The organism is Actinomadura roseirufa (assembly GCF_900659635.1).
Lineage (GTDB): Bacteria > Actinomycetota > Actinomycetes > Streptosporangiales > Streptosporangiaceae > Spirillospora > Spirillospora roseirufa.
The window spans coordinates 39195-58311 of record NZ_CAACVB010000004.1 but is presented as its reverse complement, the minus strand read 5'-3'; the positions used below and the strand labels follow the sequence as shown (position 1 = coordinate 58311).

18 protein-coding genes, 1 tRNA gene and 1 pseudogene are annotated in these 19117 nt (G+C 72.8%); 6 read left to right on the top strand and 14 right to left on the bottom strand.

The annotated features are described in order from the left end of the window. Nucleotides 1–414: 414 nt before the first annotated feature. Nucleotides 415–903 carry a site-specific integrase gene (locus tag E1291_RS01720; RefSeq protein ID WP_131735726.1) on the top strand — a complete coding sequence of 163 codons (489 nt, stop codon included), beginning with the start codon at nt 415–417 and terminating at the stop codon, nt 901–903. A 392-nt stretch (nt 904–1295) separates the two neighbouring features. On the opposite strand, the gene E1291_RS01715 is transcribed toward E1291_RS01720, so the two are convergent. Further along, nucleotides 1296–1377 (bottom strand) — tRNA-Tyr (locus E1291_RS01715). Between the two features lie 208 nt (nt 1378–1585). On the opposite strand from E1291_RS01715, the gene E1291_RS01710 reads away from it, so the two are divergent. Continuing rightward, a complete protein-coding gene (locus tag E1291_RS01710) occupies nt 1586–2074 on the top strand; it encodes a YajQ family cyclic di-GMP-binding protein (RefSeq protein WP_131735725.1) in 489 nt (162 codons plus the stop codon). 78 nt (nt 2075–2152) lie between these two features. Here E1291_RS01710 and E1291_RS01705 read toward each other — a convergent pair whose 3' ends face one another. Together E1291_RS01705 and E1291_RS01700 are read right to left on the bottom strand one after the other, a co-directional pair. After that, the gene (locus E1291_RS01705) at nt 2153–2503 is read right to left on the bottom strand and encodes a hypothetical protein (protein ID WP_131735724.1); all 351 of its coding nucleotides are present in this window, start codon (nt 2501–2503) and stop codon (nt 2153–2155) included. A gap of 482 nt (nt 2504–2985) precedes the next feature. Next, on the bottom strand, nt 2986–3258 hold the full coding sequence (locus E1291_RS01700) for a helix-turn-helix domain-containing protein (RefSeq protein ID WP_131735723.1): 273 nt from the start codon (nt 3256–3258) through the stop codon (nt 2986–2988). A 35-nt stretch (nt 3259–3293) separates the two neighbouring features. On the opposite strand from E1291_RS01700, the gene map reads away from it, so the two are divergent. Then, a complete protein-coding gene (map, locus tag E1291_RS01695) occupies nt 3294–4061 on the top strand; it encodes a type I methionyl aminopeptidase (RefSeq protein ID WP_131735722.1) in 768 nt (255 codons plus the stop codon). Between the two features lie 16 nt (nt 4062–4077). On the opposite strand, the gene htpX is transcribed toward map, so the two are convergent. The 7 genes and pseudogenes from htpX to E1291_RS01660 form a co-directional block, all read right to left on the bottom strand. Next, nucleotides 4078–4932 (bottom strand): zinc metalloprotease HtpX, encoded by an 855-nt coding sequence (htpX, locus tag E1291_RS01690; RefSeq protein ID WP_131735721.1) that lies wholly within the window; start codon nt 4930–4932, stop codon nt 4078–4080. Nucleotides 4933–5001: 69 nt separating this feature from the next. Next, nucleotides 5002–6504 (bottom strand): NADH-quinone oxidoreductase subunit N, encoded by a 1503-nt coding sequence (locus E1291_RS01685; protein ID WP_131735720.1) that lies wholly within the window; start codon nt 6502–6504, stop codon nt 5002–5004. Beyond that, nucleotides 6504–8012 (bottom strand): complex I subunit 4 family protein, encoded by a 1509-nt coding sequence (locus tag E1291_RS01680; RefSeq protein WP_306434431.1) that lies wholly within the window; start codon nt 8010–8012, stop codon nt 6504–6506. The genes E1291_RS01685 and E1291_RS01680 overlap by 1 nt, the downstream gene beginning before the upstream one ends. Then, nucleotides 8009–10033, bottom strand: coding sequence for an NADH-quinone oxidoreductase subunit 5 family protein (locus E1291_RS01675; protein ID WP_207400497.1), 2025 nt, complete (start codon nt 10031–10033; stop codon nt 8009–8011). The genes E1291_RS01680 and E1291_RS01675 overlap by 4 nt, the downstream gene beginning before the upstream one ends. Nucleotides 10034–10158: 125 nt before the next feature. Continuing rightward, nucleotides 10159–10482, bottom strand: a pseudogene (gene nuoK / locus E1291_RS44885) (NADH-quinone oxidoreductase subunit NuoK); the annotation flags it as partial. Continuing rightward, nucleotides 10482–11171 (bottom strand): NADH-quinone oxidoreductase subunit J family protein, encoded by a 690-nt coding sequence (locus E1291_RS01665; protein ID WP_131735718.1) that lies wholly within the window; start codon nt 11169–11171, stop codon nt 10482–10484. The pseudogene nuoK and the gene E1291_RS01665, both read right to left, overlap by 1 nt. After that, nucleotides 11168–11761 (bottom strand): 4Fe-4S binding protein, encoded by a 594-nt coding sequence (locus tag E1291_RS01660; RefSeq protein ID WP_242613879.1) that lies wholly within the window; start codon nt 11759–11761, stop codon nt 11168–11170. The genes E1291_RS01665 and E1291_RS01660 overlap by 4 nt, the downstream gene beginning before the upstream one ends. Nucleotides 11762–12009: 248 nt before the next feature. Here E1291_RS01660 and E1291_RS01655 point away from each other — a divergent pair, with 248 nt between their 5' ends. Then, nucleotides 12010–12669, top strand: a complete 660-nt coding sequence (locus E1291_RS01655) for a ComEA family DNA-binding protein (protein WP_131735717.1) — start codon at nt 12010–12012, stop codon at nt 12667–12669. Between the two features lie 7 nt (nt 12670–12676). Here the strand turns inward: E1291_RS01655 and E1291_RS01650 are convergent, their stop codons facing one another. Genes E1291_RS01650 through E1291_RS01635 form a run of 4 tightly spaced genes read right to left on the bottom strand, consistent with a single transcriptional unit; the run spans nt 12677 to nt 15706 of the window. Beyond that, entirely contained in the window at nt 12677–13633 is a 957-nt protein-coding gene (locus E1291_RS01650; protein ID WP_131735716.1) for a complex I subunit 1/NuoH family protein, read from the bottom strand. Then, nucleotides 13626–14246 (bottom strand): NADH-quinone oxidoreductase subunit C, encoded by a 621-nt coding sequence (locus E1291_RS01645; RefSeq protein WP_242613878.1) that lies wholly within the window; start codon nt 14244–14246, stop codon nt 13626–13628. Before E1291_RS01645 ends, E1291_RS01650 begins: the two co-directional genes overlap by 8 nt. Then, complete coding sequence (locus E1291_RS45365) at nt 14243–15295, bottom strand: NADH-quinone oxidoreductase subunit B (RefSeq protein WP_131735715.1); 1053 nt, start codon at nt 15293–15295, stop codon at nt 14243–14245. Before E1291_RS45365 ends, E1291_RS01645 begins: the two co-directional genes overlap by 4 nt. 39 nt (nt 15296–15334) lie before the next feature. Next, nucleotides 15335–15706, bottom strand: a complete 372-nt coding sequence (locus tag E1291_RS01635) for an NADH-quinone oxidoreductase subunit A (RefSeq protein ID WP_131735714.1) — start codon at nt 15704–15706, stop codon at nt 15335–15337. Nucleotides 15707–16082: 376 nt separating this feature from the next. On the opposite strand from E1291_RS01635, the gene E1291_RS01630 reads away from it, so the two are divergent. Next, the gene (locus tag E1291_RS01630) at nt 16083–17156 is read left to right on the top strand and encodes a hypothetical protein (RefSeq protein WP_242613877.1); all 1074 of its coding nucleotides are present in this window, start codon (nt 16083–16085) and stop codon (nt 17154–17156) included. A gap of 196 nt (nt 17157–17352) precedes the next feature. Next, nucleotides 17353–19050, top strand: coding sequence for a hypothetical protein (locus E1291_RS01625; RefSeq protein WP_131735712.1), 1698 nt, complete (start codon nt 17353–17355; stop codon nt 19048–19050). The last annotated feature ends 67 nt before the right edge of the window (nt 19051–19117 follow it).

The window sequence follows — 19117 nt, the reverse complement described above, 5'->3', positions numbered from 1 at the left end:
CCCGCGGGTCCCAGGGCACGGCGCAGCCCCTGGTTCGAGCACACTCAGGTGACTTCCAGCTCGCCCTAGACCTCACCTCGCGATCCCTGTTGGAGCAGTGAAGACCACGGTTGCCATCTCCTGGCCAGGCATCGACGGCGTGTTGCGATCCCACGTGAGAACGATGAGGCCCAGGGAGACACCGAAGTCGCGTCGCTTCTGGGTGCTCAGGTGGAGGCTACCTCCCGTAGCCGAGCGAGATCGAGCCACCTGCGCACCTGGCACCGGTCGTCCGCCGGCTGGAGAGGAATACGGTGGGCATGAGCGGCTTCGCGCCGGACCGGTAGGGGCCGTAGCTCGCGTGGCAGGTCCTCAACCGACTGAGTCGTCGGCGGGACGGTCGCCGGCAGCAGGCAAGCGGACTTCAACAACGTCATGGAGTACGCATGCGAGCAGCGTCTTCTGTCGGTCAATCCTCTGCCCCTGATCAAGTGGCCCCGGCCACGCATCGCGCAAACCCTTGACCTTCGGGTGGTCGCCAATCCCGACCAGGGCCGCCGCCTCCTCGACGCGGTCCGCAGCCAGGGAAAGCGCGGCGAGCGCATGGTCGCGTTCTTCGCCGTCATGTACTACGCCGCGCTCCGTCCTGAGGAAGCGGTGGACCTGCGGCGTGATGCGCTCGTGAGCCTGCCGGATGACGGATGGGGCGAGATGCGGCTGACGCACGCCGAACCGCGTAGCGGCTCCCGGTGGACGGACAGCGGCAAGCCGCGGGACCGGCAACCGCTCAAGCACCGGGCACCCGGTCAGACCCGGTCCGTGCCGATCCACCCGGAACTCGTCACGCTGCTGCGCCACCACATCAAGGAATTCAACATCCCGGCGGAAGGCCGGCTGTCGTCGGGCCGCGCGGCGGGATTATGACCGACCGGGCGTACCTCGGTGCCTGACACAAGGCGCGAGAGACGGCGCTGAGCGAGCGGGAGGCGGCCTCGCTCTTGGCCAAGACTCCGTACGCCCTGCGGCACGCGGCCGTCTCGACTTGGCTCGGCGCCGGTGTGCCTGCGGCTCAGGTCGCCGAATGGGCCGGGCACAGCGTGGCCGTACTGCTTCGCGGCTACGCCAAGTGCGTGGCTGGTCAAGACGAGGACGCCAAGCGGCGGATCAGCGATGCGACCAGGCTAAAGAGCTCTGAAACTTCGGCACGTATTCGATACGGACGGCCGTATGAGGCCGTTAACGATCAGGGACGGCCGGACGGAACGAGAGCGGCCCCTGACCTGCTTTTGCCTGGTCAGGGGCCGTTTCGGCTGGGGTGGCGGGTGCAGGGTTCGAACCTGCGTAGGCTAAGCCGACGGATTTACAGTCCGCTCCCATTGGCCACTCGGGCAACCCGCCGTGGCGTCGCTCTCGCGACGGCACTGGCAAGAATAGCGGACGGCGGGAGGGGACGTGACATCGGGCGCGGGGGACGGGAAGCGCCGAGGTCGGGGGCTTGGGCGCGTTCGGGCCGGGTGGGCGGCGGGGCGGGCGGTTGGTGTGCGGGAGGGTCTTCCTCGCTACGCTCTCAGGACCGCGAGAGTGCTGTTGAGGGGAAGTGTGTGCGATGGCGGATTCTTCGTTTGACATCGTCTCGAAGCTCGACCGCCAGGAGGTCGACAACGCGTTGAACCAGGCCGCCAAGGAGGTGGCGAACCGGTTCGATTTCCGGAACGTGGACGCGGGGATCAAGTGGTCCGGGGAGGCCATCGACATCCAGGCGAACTCCGAGGAGCGGGCCAACGCCGTGCTGGACGTGCTGAAGGACAAGCTCGTCAAGCGGGGGATCTCGCTGAAGGCGATCGATCCCGGGGAGCCGAGGCCGTCCGGGAAGATCTACAAGCTGAGCGTGGGTCTCAAGGAGGGCATCGCCCAGGACGACGCCAAGAAGATCGGGAAGATCATCCGGGATGAGGGGCCGAAGGGGATCAAGGCTCAGATCCAGGGTGAGGAGTTGCGGGTCAGCTCCAAGAAGAAGGACGACCTGCAGGAGGTCATCACGCTGCTGAAGGGGAAGGACCTGGACGTGGCGCTGCAGTTCGTCAACTACCGGTAGGTGTGGCGGGGTAGGCGCTCCCACCTGCGCCTGCCCCTCCCGGTTGTCTTCCCCTCAGCGCTCCGGCGGACGTCGCCGTCACGATGGGCGTGAGGTGCTCTCGCGGTGCGTGGCCGGGTGGCCGTTGCCGTTCAGGGTGGAGGCTATGGTCAGGGCCGCGTCGATGATGTGGCAGGCCTCGGTGATCGGCGTGCCCCAGGACGTGAAGAACCACAGGCGGCCGCCGTCGTCCGGGCGGGGACGGCAGGTGATCGTGTCGGCGGGACGCGGGGACGCGGCGCAGCAGCCGGGCCGGTTCGGGTTGACGACGGTCAGGCGGCGGCGTTGCAGGACGGTGTGCAGGCCGTAGGCGTGGAGCCTGGACGTCAGCGCCCCCAGCCGCACGTGCGCGTCGGGGTGAGCTCCGGTGTCCTGGGCCGCGGTGCGCATGGCCGTCCCCCGTGATGGTGGCGAGTCCGTCACCAACACGGTGCCTCGCACGCGATAACGGGTCGGGTACGTACTGTATCCGCTGCGTTAGCTCCTTTGCTCGACCTGCCCAAACAAAGGTGCCCGTACGGTTAACGGGGCCTGCACGACCGGTGTCGCGGGACGCGGTGCCGGCCCGCCGTCGCGCACGACGGTCTCACATGGCGTCGTCCGGCGCTACGTGTGGGCCTCTTTGAGGGGACCAGGCGTGGGCGGCTGGCACGTTCCAGCCATTTTTCTATATTCGCCCAGAAGTGCGGCGGGGCAGATCTTCCGCGAAAGAGGCGGAGCGGCCCCGGCCGCCGTGTCCGCAGGCCAGCGGTGCGGAAAGTGAGATTCTCAGCGTTCGTGTTCTGGACGAGCGCGCCGACCTCCTCCCCCGCAGAAGTGGCCGGCGCGCTCGCAACTCTTATGACGCGGGGGGACGCGAAAGGGTTCAGCTTTCATCCGGCCAATTCCGCGGCGGGGTCCTCGAAGCCGTCGAGGCGGTGGGCGAGGGTCGTCAGATCGAGGTCCAGGACGCGGGCGAGGGACGCGACGGTGAAGAAGGCGGGCGCGGCGATGGCGCCGCGTTCGATCTTGCGGAGGGTGTCGAGGGAGATGCCGGCGTCGCGGGCGACGGCGGCGGCGCTGCGCGGGCCGCGGGCGGCGCGGAGGACCTGGCCGAGGGCCTTGCCCCGGTCGCGCTGCTCTGCGGTGAGTGGGGTGCGAACCATGGCGGCATTCTAATACTGGTATTATAATCTACCCCATGGTTACTTATCGGAGCCCACGCGAGTGGGAGGTCATGCGGGAAGCGGGACGGGTCGTCGGCCTGACGCTGGACGCCGTGCGAGAGGCCGCCGAACCGGGGATGCGGCCCCGGGACCTGGACGAGGTGGCGGCGCGGATCATGCGAGAGCACGGGGCGAAGTCCTCTTTCCTGGGGTATCACCCGAGCTGGGCGCCCATGCCGTATCCGGCGACGATCTGCGTGTCGGTCAACGACGTGGTGGTCCACGGGATCCCTGGCGCGCCGGTGCTGCGCGAAGGTGATCTGGTGTCGGTGGACTGCGGCGCCGAGGTCGGCGGGTACCACGGGGACGCGGCGGTGTCGTTCGTCGTCGGGACGGCGGACGCGGCGGCCCTGCGGCTCGTGGACGCGACGCGGGAGGCGCTGGACAGGGCGATCGCGGCGGCCGTGCCGGGCGGGCGGATGGGCGACGTGTCGGCCGCGGTGGAGGGCACGGCGCGGGCCGCGGGGTACGGGATCCTCGAGGGCTGCGGCGGGCACGGGATCGGGACGGAGATGCACGAGGACCCGCCGGTGCCCAACGTCGGGCGGCCGGGGCGGGGGATGCGGCTGCGGGAGGGCCTGACGATCGCGATCGAGCCGATGTTCCACGAGGGCGGCGACGGCGACGCGCGGGTGCTGGCCGACGGGTGGTCGATCGCCACCGCGGACGGGTCCCGCGCGGCGCACTTCGAGCACACCGTGGCGATCACCGCGGACGGGCCGGTGGTCATGACGCTGCCCTAGGGCGTCCGGGCACGCCTCAGTGTCGGCCCGCCATGCGCTCCAGGCGGGCGATCCGCTCGGCGGTCGGGGGGTGGGTGGAGAACAGCCGGCCGATGCCGAGGCCCTGGAACGGGTTCGCGATCATCAGGGCGCTGGTGGTGGCGAGCTCGGGGTCCTGGGGCAGCGGCATCGCCCGGGTGCCCGCCTCGATCTTGCGGAGGGCGGAGGCGAGGGCGAGGGGGTCGCCGGTGAGGCGGGCGCCGGCGGCGTCCGCGGCGAACTCGCGGGTGCGGCTGATGGCCATCTGGACGACGGCGGCGGCGACGGGGCCGAGGACGAGCATCAGCAGGGCGCCGAGCACGCCGGGGCCGTCGTCGTCGTCCGCGCGGCCGATCGGCAGGAAGATCGCCAGGTGGGACAGGTAGGTGATGACGGTGGCGATCGCGGCGGCGACGGAGGAGATGAGGATGTCGCGGTTGTTGACGTGGGAGAGCTCGTGGCCGATGACGGCGCGCAGTTCCCGCTCGTCCAGGATGTGCAGGATGCCGCGGGTGCAGCAGACGGCGGCGTTGCGCGGGTTGCGGCCGGTGGCGAACGCGTTGGGCTGGCGGGTCTCCGACACGTACAGGCGCGGCATGGGCTGCCGGGACGCGGTCGCCAGCTCGCGGACGAGCCGGTAGAGCACCGGCGCCTCGACCTCGCCGACCGGGTGGGCGCGCATGGAGCGCAGGGCGATGCGGTCGCTGAACACGTAGGCGGCGCCGTTGACGGCGAGCGCGATCGCCAGCGCGGCGGCGAGGCCGGCGCCGCCGCCGAACGTCCAGCCGACGGCGAGCATCAGTGCCGAGAGCGCACCGATCAGTGCCGCCGTCCTGACGCCGTTGAACCGCACGTCCCGTTGCCTCCCCGTGGTCTCGTCCCCGCGGTATCAACGGTTTGACCTGCTTGAACGTTCCCCGGCTCAGCTGACCTGCGACACCGTCTGCAGGACGATCTGCGGGGCGGCCGACAGCACGACGGCGCCGGCGGCGGTGGCGGTGACGGCGGCGCGGACGGGCAGGCCGGGGACGGCGTCGCCGGTCTCGCCCTCGGGCGCGGCGAACAGGCGGGCGGCCCACAGGAGGTAGTAGTAGAGGCCGATGACGGTGTTGACGGCCATCACGACGGCGAGCCAGGTGACGCCGCCCGCGACGGTCGCGCGGAACACGACGACCTTGGCGAACAGGCCCATGACGCCGGGGGGCAGCCCGGCGAGGCAGATGAGGAAGAAGGCGAGGGCGGCGGCGACGGCGGGGTTGCGGCGGGCGAGGCCGCGGTAGTCGTCGAGGGCGTCCGAGCGGGCGGCTGAGCGGGCGTCAGAGCGGGCGCCGGGGCGCCGGTGGAAGCCGGTGACGACGGCGAAGGCACCGAGGTTCATGACGGCGTACAGGGCGACATAGGCGGTGGTGGCGGCGACGGCCTCGGGGAGGCGGTGTGAGCCCACCGACAGCGGCGCGAGCATGTACCCCGACTGGGCGACCGACGACCAGGCGAGCAGCCGGATGGCGGTGCGCTGGCGGAGCGCGACGAGGTTGCCGAGGGTCATGGTGAGCGCCGCCAGGACGGCGACGAGCGGGCCCCAGACGTGCCCGTAGGCGGGGAAGCCGAGGGCGAGGACGATCGCGAGGCCGGCGAATCCGGCGGCCTTGGACACGACCGACAGGAACGCGGCGACGGGCAGCGGGGCGCCCTGGTAGACGTCCGGCGCCCAGAAGTGGAACGGGACGGCCGCGATCTTGAACGCGAACCCGGCGAGGACGAGGACGACGCCGACGCCGGCGACGGGGTCCAGGTCGCCGGGGAGGCGGTCGAGCGCGGGGGCGATCCGGTCCAGGTGCATGGCGCCGGTCGTGCCGTAGACGAGGCTGATGCCGAACAGCATGACGGCCGCGGAGACGACGGAGACGAGGAACAGCTTCAGCGCGGCCTCGGACGATCTCCCGTCGTATCGGCGCAGGCCGACGAGCGCGAACACCGGCAGCGACAGCGTCTCCAGCGCGACGACGAGCAGGATCAGGTCGCGGGCGGCGACCAGCGACAGCGCGCCGATGACGGCGGCGAGCAGCAGGAAGTGGTACTCGCCCGCGGGGATCTCCGAGTCGGTGATCTCCTGGAGGGACAGCAGGACGACGACCACGGCGGCGGCCAGGACGAGGCCCTGGAACAGCAGGGTGAAGTCGTCGGCGACGTAGGAGCAGGAGCGGGGGCCGCCGCCGCGCAGGCCGCCGGGGAGGCAGAAGGTGGCGCGCCGCCCGCCGGGCGCCAGGGCGGCGACGGCGATCAGCGCGGCGGCCAGCGAGCCGCCGCTGACCAGGCCGAGGACGCGCCGCGGCACGTCGAAGGCGTCGGCGAGCAGCAGCCCGAGCGCGGCGACGGCGAGGATCAGCGGCGGCGAGATCGCCGCGTAGTCGATGCCCTGGATCATCAGCCGCCTCCGAGGAGCGCCCGCACCGGCGCCGTGGTCACGTCCAGCAGGGTCTTGGGCCACAGCCCCACCAGCAGCGTCAGCGTGATCAGCGGCACCCACGCCGCGTACTCCTGCGCGGACACGGCGGCGACGGGGCCGCGGGCGGCGGCGGTGCCGTCGGCGGGGCCGTGGGTGAGCCGGGAGAGCAGCCGCAGGAAGTAGGCGGCGGTCAGCACAGCGCCGAGCCCGCCGACGGCCATGAAGGTCACGAACGTCTCGCGGGGCAGCCCCGCGCCGGGACGGTAGGCGCCGAGCAGCGCCAGCATCTCGCCCCAGAACCCGGCGAGCCCCGGCAGGCCGAGCGAGGCGACGGACGCGAAGGTGAGCACCGAGGCGAGCCGGGGCGAGGTGCCGAGCATCCCGCCGCCGAGCGCGCCGAGGTCGCCGGTGCCCCAGCGCTCCTTGACCGCGCCGGCCAGGAAGAACAGCAGGCTGGTGATCAGGCCGTGCGCGATGTTGCCGAACAGCGCCGCGTTGACCCCGACGGGGGTGAGGGTCGCGATGCCGAGCAGGACGAAGCCCATGTGCCCGACGGACGAGTAGGCGATCATCCGTTTGAGGTCGGTCTGGGCGAGGCAGGCGAGCGCGCCGTAGACGATCCCGATGACGGCGAGGAAGCCCAGCCACGGCGCCCACGTCCGCGCGCCCTCGGGGGCGAGCGGCAGCGCGACGCGGATCAGCCCGTAGGTGCCCATCTTCAGCAGGACTCCGGCGAGCAGCACCGACCCGACGGTGGGCGCCTCGGTGTGCGCGTCCGGCAGCCAGGTGTGCAGCGGCCACATCGGCGCCTTGACCGCGAAGCCGAGCGCCATCAGCGCGAACGCGGTGACCTGCACGCCGTGGCTCAGCCCGGCGCCGTGCCGGCGGGCCAGCTCGGTCATGTCGAGCGTGCCCGCCTTCGCGCCGACGAGGAGCATCCCGGCGAGCAGCAGCCCGGAGCCGAGCAGGGTGTAGAGGATGAACTTGTACGCCGCGGCCCGCCGTCCCGGCCCGCCCCACAGGATGATCACCAGGTACATGGGGATCAGGACGACCTCGAAGAACACGAAGAACAGCACGAGGTCCAGGGCGACGAACGTCCCGAGCAGTCCCACTTCGAGGACGAGCAGCAGCGCGGTGAGCAACCGGATCCGGCCGCCGTCGGGCACGTGCCGCAGCAGGTGGAGGAAGCACAGGAACGTCAGCAGAGCGGTCAGCACGACCAGCGGCAGCGAGATCCCGTCCACGCCGAGGTGGAAGCGCAGGCCGATCGAGGGGGCCCAGGCGCGGTTCACCTCCAGCTGGGTACGGGACGTGGCGTCGAAGTCGAACGCGGTGACCGCCGACAGGGCGACCAGCAGCGTCGCGCCGGACACGGCCGTCCCGAACCGGCGGACCGCGGAGCCGGTGGGCAGGAACCGGTCCGCCGGGACGAGCATCGCCACCGCCCCGAGCAGCGGGACCGCCATCATCAGCAGGAAGATCACAGGAACAGCACCACCCCGGCCACGATGACGACGACGCCCGCGAGCAGGCCCGTGAGATAGGTCTGCGGGTTCCCGTTGTGCGGTGCCCGCAGGAGGCCGCCGAGCCGCCGCGCGCCGCGCCCGGCGCCGACGACGGCCGCGTCGACGCCCCGGGCGTCGACGAGCACGACGTACCGCGCCAGGGCCTGGACGGGCCGGGCGACGGTCGCCGCGTACAACTCGTCCACGTAGAAGGCGCGGGCGAAGACCTTCTGGGCCGGGCCAAGCGCGCGCGCCGGATCCGCTGCGGGGTCACGGTTCCAGATGAGATAGGCGGCGCCCGCGCCGAGCGCGGCCAGCAGGACGCCGAGCAGCGCCGATCCCGGCCGCGGGCGCAGCTCCTCGGCGGCGAGCCCGAAGAATCCGAGCCCGGCGGCGGGCACGGCCAGCACCGCGACCGTCCACGACATCATCCGGGACGGCTCGCGGACCTCGTACGTCCCGCGCGGCTCACCGAAGAACGTCATCAGCCACGTCCGCGTCGCGTACGCCGCCGTCAGCGCCGCCGTGAGCAGCAACCCGAGGTAGACGATCCACGCCACCCCCACCGGAAGGTCCACCCGCGTGAGCTGCTGGTCGTAGACGACCCTGAGCACCGGAGTACGAGCGGACGAAGCGGACGCCGGGACGCGCTCGTAGATGCCGCCGTGGAGGGCGGAGTGCTGGGCGGCCTCGATGATGGAGTCCTTGCTGAACCAGCCGCTGAGGGGCGGTATCCCGGCCAGGGCGGCCAGGCCGACCGTCATCGACCAGAAGGTGACCGGCATGCCGTGCCGGAGGCCGCCGTAGCGCGCCAGCAGGTTGGAGCCCGCGGTGACGATCACGCAGCCCGCGGCGAGGAACAGCAGCGCCTTGAACGCGCCGTGCGCCAGCAGGTGGAAGATCGCGGCGGACTTCGCGCCGACCGCGAGCCCGGCCGCCATCACGCCGAGCTGGCTGATCGTCGAGTAGGCGAGGACGCGTTTCAGGTCGTCCTGGGCGAGGGCTGCCAGCGCCGAGCCGACCATGGAGATCACCGCGACGACGCCGAGGACGGTCAGCGCGGCCGGGGCCAGGAGGAACACCTCGTACAGCCGGGCGACGACGTACACGCCCGCCGCGACCATCGTCGCCGCGTGGATGAGGGCGCTGATCGGGGTGGGGCCCGCCATCGCGTCCGGGAGCCAGGTGTGCAGCGGGAACTGGGCGCTCTTGCCCGCGACGCCGGCGAGCAGCAGCAGCGCGGCCGCCGTCAGCGTGGTGTGCGGCAGCGTCGCGGCCCGCGCCAGGACGGTGTCGATGGAGAACGACCCGGCGCCCGAACCGAGGACGAGGATGCCGATGAGGAACCCGACGTCGCCGAGCCGGGTGACGAGGAACGCCTTGACGGCCGCGCGCGAGTTGGCCCGGTCCTCCCAGTGGTGGCCGATCAGGAAGTACGAGCAGATGCCCATGACCTCCCAGCCCACGTACAGGACGATCAGGTCCCCCGCGAAGACCACGAGCAGCATCGCGGCCGTGAAGAGCGAGATGAAGGCGGCGTAGGACGAGTAGCGGCGATCCCCCTCCATGTAGGCCACGGAGTACACCTGGACGGCCAGCGCCACGCAGCACACCATGAGACCCACCACGGCGGACAGGCCGTCCACCTGGAGCCCCACCCGCACCGGCACGAAGCCGGTGTCCACGACCGTGAGCGTGCCCGTCCGCTCACCGGCGTCGCGCCACACGACGAGCGCGACGATCGCCGCGAGGACCAGCGACACGGCGATCGGCAGGCACGCGATCAGCGCGGGCCCGTTGCGCAGCAGCCGCCTCGGGTCACGTCCGGGCGCGGTGGCGATGGGGCCGGGCTCGTGCCCGGCGTCGCCGGGGACGGCGGACGGCGTGCCCGCGCCGGGGTGGGAGCCGCCGAGCAGGCGCGTCAGCCGCGGGCCCAGGAGCATCCCGGCGAAGGCCGCGAGGAAGGGGAGCAGGATGGTCAGCGAGGCCGCCCAGATCACGGCGCCTCCTCGGGCCGGGGCTCCGGGCCCGCTCCGGCCGCCGCGGTCTCCCGCACCGGCCCCGCGGCCGTGGCCCGCCCGATGGCGCCGTCCGCGCCCGTTCCGCCCGTTTCGTCCCCGCCCGTTTCGTCCCCGCCCGTCTCGTGCTCGGACAGCGCGCGGAGCCGGTCGACGTCGATCGTCCGGCGGTTGCGGTACACCAGCAGCACGATCGCCAGGCCGAGCCCGATCTCCGCCGCCGCGATCACGATCGTGAACAGCGTGAGGACCTGCCCGCCGTGCAGCCGGTCGCGGAACCGGATGTCGAAGGCGACCAGGTTGAGGTTGACCGCGTTCAGCATCAGCTCGACCGACATCAGGACCAGGATCGCGTTGCGGCGCGCCAGCACCCCGTACACGCCCAGGGAGAACAGCAACGCCGCGACGACGGTCGGATAGACGAGATGCATCAGCCGCCCTCCTCATCCCCGCCTGGACCGGTCTCTGCCCCGGCTCCGTCCTCAGGACGCGCCGCGCCGCCTGGGCGGGTCCCGGCGTCCGCACCGGCGCCACTGCCCGGACGGACGGTTCGGCGAGGACGAGCGGCCCCACCGCCGGGCCCCGGACGGGCGGAACGGCCGGGGCGACGCTGGGGAGCGGCGCCGATGTCCGTCCGCGACAGCACGATCGCGCCGACCAGGGACGCCAGCAGCAGCACCGACAGGACCTCGAACGGCAGCACCCACGTCCGGAACACGCCCGCGCCGAGCTCGTCCGCCGACCCGCCGCCCGCGCGCAGGGGCATCCGCGTGTCGCCGAAGCCCATCACCATCACGGTGACCAGGACCGCGGCGGTCGCGGCGGCGACCGCGGCCGCGACCCACCGGTTGCCGGAGTCCAGGTCGGCCGACTCCCCGATCGGGGCGCGGGTCAGCATGATCCCGAACAGCAGCAGGACGACGACCGCGCCGACGTAGATCAGCACCTGGACCCAGGCGACGAACTCCGCCGTCAGCACGAGGTAGCCGCCGGCGAGCGCGCCGAACGACAGCACCAGCCACAGCGCCGCGTGGACGAGCTGCCGCGTCGTGACGACCATGAACCCGGCCCCGACGGTGACGACGCCGAGGAGGGCGAACACGATCTCCTTGCCGTTCATCCGGTACCTCCGGGCGGCGCTTGCGGCCCTCCGGAGGGGCCGGGGCCACCGGTCCGCGGACCGCCCGGCGGGGTGCGGGCGGCGCGGGCGGCGGCCTTCTCGGCGGCGGCGATCTCCTTCGGCGGTTCCGCGGACGGGTCGTGCGCCGGGGGCGGCGGGACCGTCCACATCCACTCGCGCAGCCGCTCCTTCTCGTGGGTCAGCTCCGCGATGTCGTACTCGGCGTACTCGAACTCGGGCGACCAGAACAGCGCGTCGAACGGGCAGACCTCGATGCAGATGCCGCAGTACATGCACAGCGCGAAGTCGATCGCGAACCGGTCGAGGACGTTGCGGGTGCGGGCCCGCCCGCCGCCTTCGGCCGGGAGGGTCTCCTTGTGGGAGTCGATGTAGATGCACCAGTCCGGGCACTCGCGCGCGCAGAGCATGCAGACCGTGCAGTTCTCCTCGAACAGCGCGATCACGCCCCGGCTGCGCGGTGCCAGATCGGGCTGCACCTCGGGGTACTGACGCGTGATGGTGCGCCGCGTCATCGTCCGCAACGTGACGGCCAGCCCCTTGGCCAGCCCGCCTCCTGGTAGCCGTCCCACGGCCCCATGATTGCGTACGAAGCGCCGCTGGGGAACGCGTCGCGTGCCGCGTTCGTCGAACCATGCGTGGGCCTCGGCGGTCCAAGGTCATGTCGGCCTGCGGGTGAGGAGGGCATGTGAGCCACCCTGTGGAGGGGCCGTACGGTCCGGAACCCGTCCCCCCGCACGGCCGGCCGCCCTACGGGCCGCATGGAGCGGTCCCTCCGGCGCCTCGTCCGCCCGCTCCGGGCTGGCGTCCTCCCTACCCGATGCCGCCGCCTCCGCCGCTCCCACCGGCCGAGACGGGCGCCGCCCAGGGGATTCTCTGGGCGTTCATCCCGTTCATCACGTTCGGGTACGGGACGCCCTTCTCGTTCCTGTACGCGGCGATACGGCGTAAGTCCGTGAACCTCGGCGTCACCGCGGCCGGCTACGGCCTCGCCACGCTGGTCACGATGGGCATGATCGGCTCGGACCTGCTCCTCACCGTCTTCGGCTCGTTCATGACCGTGCTGCTGTGGATCGCGGGGACGGCGCACGCGTTCGCCGTCCGGTCGTCGGTGTTCCCGAAGGAGATCCCGCGCAACCGCCGCAACGAGCACGCCATCGAGGTCGCCAAGTACCGCCGGACGCTGCGCGCGGAGGCCCGCGCGCTCGCCGCCGAGGACCCGGCGCTGGCGCACGAGCTGCGGATCGGCCGCCCGGACGCGCCGCGCACCTTCGATGACGGCGGCCTCGTCGACGTCAACCACGCGCCGCAGCACATCATCGCCGCGCTGCCCGGCATGACGCCCGAGCTGACGGAGCGGGTCATCCGCCGCCGCGACCTCCAGGGCGCGTTCGTGTCCGCCGAGGAGATGGCGGTGGACGCCGACATCCCGCCCGACCTCGTGCCCCAGCTCGCCGAGTACACGATCTTCCTGCCCTGAGCCGCGCTCAGCCCAGCACGACCTTCAGCACGCCGGTGACCGCGAGCTGGACGAGGGAGAGGGGCACCAGGTAGGCCCAGGCGAGCTTCTGCAGCTGGTCCTCGCGCATGCGCGGGTAGCTGACCCGCAGCCAGATGACGAGGAACGCCAGCACCGCCACCTTCAGCGAGGTCCAGAGCCAGCCGAGCTCGGTGTTCAGGAAGGGGCCCTTCCACCCGCCGAGGAAGAGGACGGTCGTCAGCGCGCACAGCACCACGATCCCGGCGTACTCCGCCAGGATGAACAGCGCGAACCGCAGCCCGCCGTACTCGGTGTACGGGCCGAAGATGATCTCGGAGTCGGCGACCGGCATGTCGAACGGCGGACGGCGCAGCTCGGCGAGCCCGGCGACGAAGAACACCACGGCGCCGACGGCCTGCCAGGGCAGCCACCACCAGCGCCACTCGCCGACGACGCCCTGCAGCGACAGCGTCCCCGCAGCCATCGCGACCGAGGACGCCGCGAACACCATCGGCAGCTCGTAGGACATCAGCTGCGCCGCGACGCGCATCCCGCCGAGCAGCGAGTACTTGTTCGCGCTCGCCCAGCCCGCCATGATCGCGCCGATCACGCCGACGCCCATCACGGCCAGCGCGAAGAACAGCCCGAGGCCGAGGTCCAGGACGACCTGGCCGCCCGGCCCGATCGGCACCACGATGAGCACCAGCAGGTACGGGACCAGCGCCACGCCGGGGGCGAGCTTGAACACCCACCGGTCGGCCGCCCGCGGGACGACGTCCTCCTTCTGCGCGAACTTCACCCCGTCCGCGACGAGCTGCGCCCAGCCGTGGAACGCGCCCGCGTACATCGGCCCGAGGCGGCCCTGCATGTGCGCCATCACCTTGTGCTCGGCCTGCCCCACCAGCAGCGGCAGGACGGCGAACGCGGCGGCGACCAGCGCGAGCTTGACGACGACCTCAAGCATCGGGCCCCGGCCTCTCCGCCGGGCGGACCCGCCGGTCCGCCGCCGCGGCCCACGCGCCCTCCTCCGGTACCCCCGGCGGGCGCACCCGGCGCCGGCTCGGCGCCCCGTGCCCCGACTCGCCCGGCTCCTTGGCCCCCGGCCACGGCTTGGCGACGCGCGCGGCCAGCACGAAGTCCTTGCGCAGCGGATGCCCCTCGAACCCGTCCGGCAGCAGCAGCGGGACGAGATGCGGATGGCCCTCGAACACCACCCCGAACATCTCGAAGGTCTCCCGCTCGTGCCACGCGGCCCCTCGGTAGACGCCCGTCGCGGTCGGCAGCGCGGGATCGGCCCGCGGCACGCGCGTGCGGATGAGGAGGTGGTGCCGCCGCTCCAGCGAGTACACGTGCGCGACGACCGCGAAGCCCTCCTCCAGCTCGTCGACCCCGGTCAGCCAGTCGAAGAAAGCGCAGGACAGCTCGTCCCGCGCGTACGTCAGCGCCGCGACCCAGTGCTCGGGCGAGATCCCGACCGCCAGGCCGCCGGCCGTCTCCTCGGTGGTGACGTCCGCGCCGAACCGCGCGGCCCACGCGTCGGCCAGCGCCGCGGCGGCGTCCTGCGGCGCGCCGTTCACCGGCTCCGCCCGATCTGGTCGTCGTGCGCGTCCTCCACGAGGCCGGGGATGATCGACGGGTCGTGGTCGCGGCCGCGCCGCGTCCGCCCGTCCGTTCGTCCGCCGCCGGCCCGCGGCGGCGCGGTCTCGCCGGCCGGGTGCTCCTCGGCGGCCTTCTCCTCGCCCGTGACCGGTGGGACCGGCTGCGTCACCGCCTCCGACGGCCGCGCGGCGGGCGCCTCCGGCTCACCGGCCCGGCCCGCCTCGTCCCGGACGGGCGGGAGAGGCCGCGTCTCGGCGGACGCCTCGACCGGCGGAACCGGCTGGGTGGCCTCCGCCGAGCCCTCCGTCTCGCCGCCGGGAGGCGCCGCCTCCTCAACGCCGGGGCCCTCCTCGCGCCCTCGCCCGTCCTCGGCGGGCGGGACGGGCCGAGTCTCGGCGGGCGCCGCGTCGTCCGGGGCGGTGTCGCCGGCGGGAGCCGCGTCGTCGGGCGGGGGCTGGAGGGGACGGCGCAGGACGGTCGCCGAGAACGGACGGGGCGGGGGCGGCGGCGTGATGGGCTCGCCGCCGCCGTAGCGCTCGCCCAGCGACTCGCCGGCGATCTTCTCCTGGAGGTGGACGATGCCGTGCAGCAGGGCCTCGGGACGCGGCGGGCAGCCCGGCACGTACACGTCCACGGGGATGATCTGGTCGACGCCCTTGGTCACGCAGTAGGAGTCCCAGTACGGGCCGCCGCAGTTGGAGCACGCACCGAACGAGATGACGTACTTGGGCTCGGGCATCTGCTCGTACAGGCGGCGGACGGCGGGGGCCATCTTGTCGCTGACGGTCCCCGACACCACCATCAGGTCGGCCTGCCGGGGACCCGGCGCGAAGGGGATGACGCCGAGGCGGATGAAGTCGTGCCGGCTCATCGAGGTGGCGATGAACTCGATCGCGCAACAGGCCAGCCCGAAGTTGAACACCCAGAGGGAGTACCGGCGGCCCCAGTTGAGCACGAACTTGATCGGCTTCGGCGCCAGCCGCGACAGCGGCCCGACGCTCGGCGGCGGGAGATCGATGGTGCTCACCCTCGCATTCTTACAGCCCTCGCCGATCGCGCCAGGGGCTCAGACCCAGGAGAGGACGCCCTTCCTGCCCGCGTAGGCGAGACCGGCGGCGAGGAAGGCCAGGAAGACGAACATCTCGCCGAGTGTGGTGAGCCCGTAGCCGGGGGCGGAGAAGACCGTCGCCCAGGGGAACAGGAACACCGCATCCACGGCGAACACCACGTACAGGTAGGCGAAGACGTAGTAACGGACGTATGAATGTGCCCACCCCTCACCGACCGGATCCACGCCACACTCGTAGGTGGTGAGCTTCTCCAGGGTGGGCCGGTCGGGGCGCAGCAGGCGGTTGGCGGTGAGCCCGCCTCCGACGATGCCGCCACCGACCAGCAGCAGGGCCACCAAGACGATGTAGGAGTCGAAATAGTTCCGCACAAAAGCCTCCCGGTCGGCGTCCCATCAAGTATCCCCGACCGATGTATGCGGGAGTGTGACGTCGTACCTCCTACCCGGAGGATCACAATGTCATTGTTTTGCTGCACACTGGATGCTGCATTGGGGTCAGTTTGACCTGGAAGGACGTGACCGGATGAGCAACCCTCCGCCTCCCCCGGGCCCGGGATGGGAATCCCCGGGGGGTGCCTCCTGGCCTCCGCCGCCACCGCCCGCCGGGCCCGGCGGGCCGACGGGGCCCGGGGCGCCCGGGGTCCCGGGCGGACCCGGCGGAGCACCACCCCCGCCCCCACCCGGTGGTTTCGGCGGCCCCGGAACCCCGCCGCCGTTCTATCCCCCGCCGCCGGGCATGCCCGGCATGCCGCCGCCGCCCCGCCGAGGCGGCGGCGGAGCGCTGATCGCGGCGATCGTCGGCGGTGTCGTCGTACTCGTCCTGATCATCGGGGTGGCCGTGTTCGTGCTGGCCTCCGGCGGTGGCAAGTCGCCCGAGGACAAGCTGAACGCCGCGGCCGACACCATGGCCGCGGCCCGAGCGGTCGGCCTGAAGGGCAACTTCGGCGGCGGCGCCGATACGCTCAACGGTGAGCTGAACGTCACCAAGGGCGGGCGCGCGACCGGGCCCGTCACCTGGAACACCGACAGCGTCACGCTGCTGTCGGCCGACGGGAAGCTGTTCCTCAAGGCCGGCGCGGCCTACTGGCGGAAGCAGATCTCCGGTAGCGAGACGCCGTACTACCTCGGGTCCGGCGACCAGTGGGGCCGCCTCAGCGCCGACAAGCTCTCCGTGGACTTCAAGCAGGAGCTGACGCCGGCCGTGCTGGCGAACAAGCTCCGCTCGGCGGCCACCGCCAAGGTCAAGCCGACCAAGTCCACATGGCAGGGTAAGAAGGCGCTGAAGTTCACCACCTTCTCCTCCACGCTCTACATCACCGACGCCGACGACGCGCAGCTCCTGCGGTACGAGGCCACCACGCCGCGGGTCGCGCTCGACGTCACGGCGAAGTCCGCTAGCCAGGCGGCGTCCATCATCTCGGACATGCGCACCAGCATGGGCGAGCTGAAGGACGCCTTCGACGGTTCGGCGCGCCCGACGGTGGACGAGTGGAAGAAGGGCGGCTGCAACGGCGACTCCGGCTGCACCGTCGAGGCCAAGATCCGGCCGCCGTTCGGCTCGGAGACGCCGGTGACGATCGACGTGCGGTTCCGGCTCACCGCCGGCACGCTGACCGGCCGCGACCTCGGCAACTGCACGTCCAGGATCACCATCACCAGCACCACCTCGGTCTGGGCGAGCTGCCGGGTGACCAGCAGCTCCTGGACGAGCTGGGCCAAGGCCACGGGTGGCACGTACTACAAGCACGCCGAGTACAAGGTGATCGGCGCCACGTCCAGCGAGGTGCAGGCCCTGCAGAACGGGCTCGACAGCGAGTAGGGCCGCGGGGGGCGGCGCACCGCGCGCCGCTCCCGCCGCCGTCCCGGTGCCCGGCGATGCGCCGTACCCGCTCCGCGGGGGCGCGTCGTCGGGCACTCTTGTGCTCTGGGTGGGCGGGCCGGCGCCCCGGGCGGCCACCCTTGCGTCCGACACGAGTGGGCCGAACCGGCCCGGAAGCGAGCAGAGTGAGCGCCCAGTGAGCGTTGAACAGGACGGGTCGTCCCCGACGGCCCCCCACCCCGCCGACAAGCTGGTCGCGGGCCGCCCCGCCGCCGAGGCACCCGGGGACCGGCTCGTCGCCGGGGCCCGTCCCGGCCCGGGCTCTCCCCGTCGCGACACGGCCCCGCTGTTCCCCTCGGGCGCCCTGGAGGAGCAGGCCGCGAACCCTGCGCTGGGAGGTGCCCCCGACGGCCCGCCCGTGGCCCGGCCCATGGCCCCTCTACCGGAGGGCCCCGCCCCTGAAGGCGGCTACTTCGCGGGAGGCCCCGCCCTACAGGAGGCGAACCCCCCGATCGGCGGGCCCGTCGAGGAAGGCGACCCCACCTCACAGGGCGGGTACTTCGCCGGTTACCCACAGGACATGAACGCCCCGGTGAGCGGGGCCGCCGAACCCGGCCCGCAGGGCGGGGCCTTCGGCCAGGGGTCCGTGCCGCCGGGGGTGGACGGGCCCGGTGGCGGAGGCGTTCCCCCCGCCGGGCGGGGACGAGGCGGCCGGCGCCGCGTGCTGGTGCTCGCGGGGGCGGTCGTGACCGTGGTCGCGGTGGCCGCGGTGGCGGGCGTGGTCGTCCTCGGCGGGGACGAGTCCGAGACCGAGCCGGGCAGGCCGCGCCCCGCGGCGCCTCCGGCGTGGTCCAAGGAGGCGGGACGGCAGATCGCCACCGGGGCGGGGCTGCGCTACGACGGGACGCTCACCGTGGGCGGCAGACCCGTCCAGGCGCGCCTGCGGGTCACGCCGGCGGGAACGGCGAGCGGGACGCTCACGGCCGGGGCGTCGAAGGCCGACATCGTGGCGGTGGACGGCGTGACCTACCTCAGGGCGGGCGTCGCGTTCTGGCGCGACTACGCCGGGGAGGACGCGCACCCGGAGAACTACGCGGACCGCTGGTCGAAGGCGCCCGCGTCCATGCCCGGTTTCGACATCCCCGGCGTGCTCGGGTCCGCGTCGATCGCCCGGAGCATCGCCAAGGGGGCCGCGAAGGCGGGCGAGGAGACCGTGCAAGGCGTCCGGGCGCGCCGGATCACGACGGACGGCGCGGACTACCTGATCTCGGCGGCGGCGCCGTACCGGCTGCTGGGCGTGCGGGGGGCCGGGCGGGGCGAGCCGCGGTTCACCGCGGTGCCGCTGGCCGACTCGGCCGCGCTGTTCACCGAGCTGCGCTCGCGCGTCGCCGCGCTCGGCGGCGCCGCCGACCCCGGCCTGCACTTCACCCCGGGAAGGCTCAGCTTCGTCAACTGCGACCAGAACACCAGCGGGTGCACCGTGAGCGTGCCCGCCACCCTGTCGTCGCCGGACGGGCAGGTGCCGGACGGGGCGCGGGCGGCGCTGCTCGCGACGATCACGTCCGCCGGGCGGCCGCTCGGTACCTGCACGGGGGCGGGGCCGGTGCCGTCCAACCGGAGGCTGGTCCTGCGCTGCCTGGTCACCGGACGGGCGTGGCGGGTCTGGATGCACTCCGCCCTCGACAAGCCCGGCCGGCACCCCTACGAGGCGCGGGCGAGGGTGGTCGGCGAGGCGGTGGCGGCCTCGCGCGTCCCCGGCCTGCTCGCGGCGGTCGACCGGGAGCGGGGCGCGAAGGCGGGCGCCCAGGCGAAGCGGCCCCCGGCCGGGAACGTGCCCAAGACGCCCGCGAAGGCGCGCACGACGGCGCCCGCGGTCGGCCCGGACGAGGAGTGAACCGCCCCCCGGCCGGTGAATACACTGGCCAGAGCCCACCGGGCCGACATTGGGGCCGGTTTATCAG